Source organism: Streptomyces sp. NPDC059456, assembly GCF_042750055.1.
GTDB lineage: Bacteria > Actinomycetota > Actinomycetes > Streptomycetales > Streptomycetaceae > Streptomyces.
Window position 1 is genome coordinate 1 of sequence record NZ_JBHYVA010000744.1, and the last position, 4042, is coordinate 4042.

3 protein-coding genes are annotated in these 4042 nt (G+C 75.5%); 2 read left to right on the forward strand and 1 reads right to left on the reverse strand.

Going from position 1 to position 4042, the window contains the following annotated elements; translation table 11 throughout:
- Window positions 1-149: 149 nt before the first annotated feature.
- Window positions 150-2639 carry a glycoside hydrolase family 3 protein gene (locus ACFXA3_RS37580; protein WP_385194931.1) on the reverse strand — a complete coding sequence of 830 codons (2490 nt, stop codon included), beginning with the start codon at window positions 2637-2639 and terminating at the stop codon, window positions 150-152.
- A gap of 185 nt (window positions 2640-2824) precedes the next feature.
- Here ACFXA3_RS37580 and ACFXA3_RS37585 point away from each other — a divergent pair, with 185 nt between their 5' ends.
- A complete protein-coding gene (locus ACFXA3_RS37585) occupies window positions 2825-3403 on the forward strand; it encodes a TetR/AcrR family transcriptional regulator (protein ID WP_385194934.1) in 579 nt (192 codons plus the stop codon).
- A 65-nt stretch (window positions 3404-3468) separates the two neighbouring features.
- Window positions 3469-4042 (forward strand): carbon-nitrogen hydrolase family protein (locus ACFXA3_RS37590; protein WP_385194936.1); only part of this gene is annotated, 574 nt, incomplete at its 3' end.

Below are 4042 nucleotides of genomic sequence, written 5' to 3' on the forward strand. Positions count from 1 at the left end.
ACCCCGGCCCCGCCCCGCCCCCCCGCGCGGCCCCCCCCCCTGGCGCGGGGGCCCCCCCCGCCGCTCCCCCCCGGGGGGTGGGGCCGGGGGGGGGGTCGCCTGGCCCCCCCCCCGGTCCGGTTCATGGATGGTTTCCGGCCAGTCCGGATCTACGGGACCTGCTGGATCTCCAGGGTCGCCGTGAGCCGCGTGTCGCCGTGGGCGTGGCTCGCACGGACCTCGTAGGCGCCGCCGATGCGCTGCCAGCGGCCGGCCGGCTCGTCCCAGATCTCGAAGGCCCGCGCGGGCAGCGCGATCTCGGCCTCGACGCTCTCGCCGGGGCCCGCCTCGACGCCGGCGAAGGCGGCCAGCCAGCTCGCCGGGCGCTCCACGGCCGTGCTCCGCGCGCGGCCGGACGCCGTGTCGACGGGGGCGACGTAGAGCTGGACGACCTCGCGGCCGGGCCGGGTGCCGGTGTTGGTGACGCGGACCCTGGCGGTGGTGCCGGTGACCTCCAGGGACTCGTACGCCCAGTCGGTGTAGCCGAGGCCGTGCCCGAACGGGAAGGCGGGGGTGACCCCGTGCGCCTCGTACGCCCGGTAGCCGATGAGGAGCCCCTCGCGGTACTCCAGGCGGCCGCCGTCCGGGACGACCTCGGTGACGGGCGCGTCGGCGAACCGCGCGGGCCAGGTGGTGGGCAGCCGCCCGCCCGGCTCCGCGTTTCCGAGGAGTACGTCGGCCAGCGCGGCACCGCCCTCCTGTCCGGGGAACCAGGTCAGCAGTACGGCGGCCACCTCGTCCCGCCACGGCAGCTCGACGGGCGAGCCGGCGTTGACGACGACGACGGTGTTCGGGTTGACCGCGGCGACGGCGCGCACCAGGTCGTCCTGGCGGCCCGGCAGGGCGAGGTCGCGCCGGTCGAAGCCCTCGGACTCCACGCGCTCGGTGGTGGCGACGACCACGACGGCGGTGTCGGCGGCGCGGGCGACGGCCACGGCCTCGGCGATCAGCTCGTCGGCGTCGCGGCGCGGGCCGAGGTGGAGCAGCGAGAACATGATCGCCCGCATCGGCAGGGTGCTGGTGTCGGGGACCTGGTAGGTCAGCGAGACCTCGACGGGCTCGCCCGCGGTGAGGGCGACGCGTCCGCGTTCGCTGGGGGCCCCGAAGAAGGCCTCGAAGGGGTCGGCCTCGTCGCCCATCGGCTGGACGCCGCGCCAGAGGGTCTCGCCGCCGACGGCGAGGGTGAACGCGCCGAGCCCCCGGGTGCCGAAGGCGTGCTCGCCGCTCTCGCGCGGCACGAACGTACCGGTGACCTCGATGCTCGCCATGGTCGCGTACGAGGCGCCGGCGGGCAGGTCGTCGCCGATCCACTGGACCTGGCCGGTCGGCAGGCTGCCCTCGCCGAGGACGGCGCCGGAGGCGTCGCGGCAGATCGCGCGGAGCGCGAAGCCCTTGTCGGCGGGGGTGAGTTCCTCGCTGGGGTCGGCGCCGACGGCGAAGGTCAGCGATCCGGCGGGCAGGGCGGCGGTCAGGCCGTCGAGCGGGGAGACGATCCGCTCGGGGAAGACGGTGGCCGACCCGCCGCCGAGGACGCGGGCGTCGCGGGCGGCGGCGCCGAGCAGGGCGAGGGCGCGGCCGGGTGCGGCGTCCAGCGGCAGGGCGGGCCGCTCGCCGGAGACGGCTTCGTTGCGGACGAGGACGAACCCGCGGGCAGCGATCTCCCGGGCCAGCGCCTGGCCGTCGACCGGGGCCGGGGGTTCGGCGACGGCGGCGGGGGCGCCCTCCAGGATCCCGACCCGGGCGGCGAGGCGCAGGACGTTGCGCACGGCCTCGTCCACGGCGGACTCGGGGACCTCGCCGGCGCGGACGGCCTCGGCGAGGGCGGGCCCGTAGACGGTCTGCGGTCCGGGCATGGCGACGTCGAGGCCGCCGAGGATGTCGCCGGTGGTGGAGCGGGCGGCCATCCAGTCGGAGACGTTGTACCCGTCGAAGCCCCACTGGCCGCGCAGGACGTCGTTCACGAGGTACCGGTTCTCCGTCATCGTCGTGCCGTTGACCCGGTTGTACGCCGTCATGATGCCCCAGGGGTGGGCGTTCGCGACGATGGCCTCGAAGGGGGCCAGGTACAGCTCGCGCAGCGGGCGCGGGGCGATGACGCTGTCGACGGTGAACCGCTCGGTCTCGGCGTCGTTGCCGGCGAAGTGCTTGACGGTGGTGCCGACGCCGCCGTCCTGGACGCCCTGTACGTAGCCGGTGCCGATGGCGCCGGTGAGGTACGGGTCCTCGGAGTAGCACTCGAAGTGCCGGCCGCCGAGCGGGGAGCGGTGCAGGTTGACGGTGGGGGCGAGGAGGACGTGGACGCCCTTGCGGCGGGCCTCCTGGGCGAGGAGCCGGCCGGCGCGGCGGGCGAGCGCGGGGTCCCAGGCGGCGGCGAGCGCGGTCGGGGAGGGCAGCGCGACGGACGGGTCGTCGGCGGTCCAGCGCACGCCGCGGACCCCGATGGGGCCGTCGGACATGACCAGGGACCTCAGCCCGATCTCGGGAAGGGCGGGCAGGGACCACATGTCCTGGCCGGCCAGCAGACGGGCCTTGGTGTCGAGGTCCAGCTTGCCGAGAGCCGCCTCTACGGCGTCGTGGCGGACCTGATCGGCATCGGTCACGGCCGTGCCTCCTCATCGTGTGCGTGTGGTGGGGTGTGGTGCGGGCGCCGCGGGGGTGTCCCCCATCGTGGACCCGATGCCTGTAGAGCGGTAGGGTTCGTAATCTGTTCGTGATGTTGCGATAACGTACGTACGGTTCCGCCGCCACGGCGGGGCACTGCGTGGACGGAAGAGGTGCCGGGGCGATGGCCAGGGCGAGGAGCGAGGAGCGGCGCGGCGACATCGTCCGCGCGGCGGTCGAGGTGATCGCGGAGCGCGGCTACCGCGGCGCGTCCCTGGGCGCGGTGGCCGAGCGCGTCGGCCTGACCCAGCAGGGGCTGCTGCACTACTTCCCGACCAAGGAGGCGCTGCTGGTCGCGGTGCTGGAGGAGCGCGACCGCTGGGACACCGGCGGCGGCTCGCGCGCTTCCGCCGGCACCTGGCGGCTGGACCTGCTGGCCTCGCTGGTGGAGTACAACGCGATGCGTCCCGCCATCGTGCAGACCTTCTCGGCGCTGCTCGGCGAGAGCGTCACCGACGGGCATCCGGCACGGGAGTTCTTCACCGAGCGGTACGCCCAGGTGCGCGCCGAGATGGCGGCGGTGCTGCGCGGCGAGTTCGGCGACCGGCTTCCCTCGGGCCTGACGCCGGAGCAGGTGGCGCCCCTGCTGACCGCGGTCATGGACGGCCTCCAGTACCAGTGGCTGCTGGCCCCGGAGTCAGTGGACATGCCCGCCGCGTTCCGCTCCTTCCTGACCCTGCTCCACGGGCCGCAGACGCCTTAGGGGAGGCCCGGCGGGGGATCCGGGCCGCCCGCCGGGGGCCGCGGCCGCGCTGGCATGCTGGGGTCGTGAAGATCGCAGCAGCGCAGCTCACCTGCGTCCCCGCCGATGTCCCCGCCAACACGCGGCGCGGCGTCGCGCTCGCCGCCGAGGCCCGGGCGCAGGGCGCCGAACTCGTCGTGTTCCCCGAGTTCACGCTCACCGGCTACGAGCTGGAGGCCCTGGCCGCCGATCCCGGCCTGTGGATGGCGGACGCCGACGACCCCCGGCTGGATCCGCTGCGGTCCGCCGGCATCGCCGTCGCCGTCAACGTCGCGCTGCGCACCGCCGGTCCGCTGCCCGCCATCGCGACGCTGGTGTACGGGGCGGACGGCGCGCACGTGACGACGTACGCGAAGCAGCACCTGTACCGGCACGAGCAGGGGGCCTTCGCGCCCGGCGGGAGCCCGGGCCGCTTCACGCTCGGCGGGATCCGCTTCTCGCTCGGCGTCTGCTACGACAACCACTTCCCGGAGCTCACCGCCGGCGCGGCGCGGGACGGCTGCCGGGTCCACCTGGCGAGTTCCCTGTACGGGACGGGCGACGGGATCCGGGAGCGGGCGACCGTGTACCCCGGGATCGCCGAGGAGCACGGCCTGTACG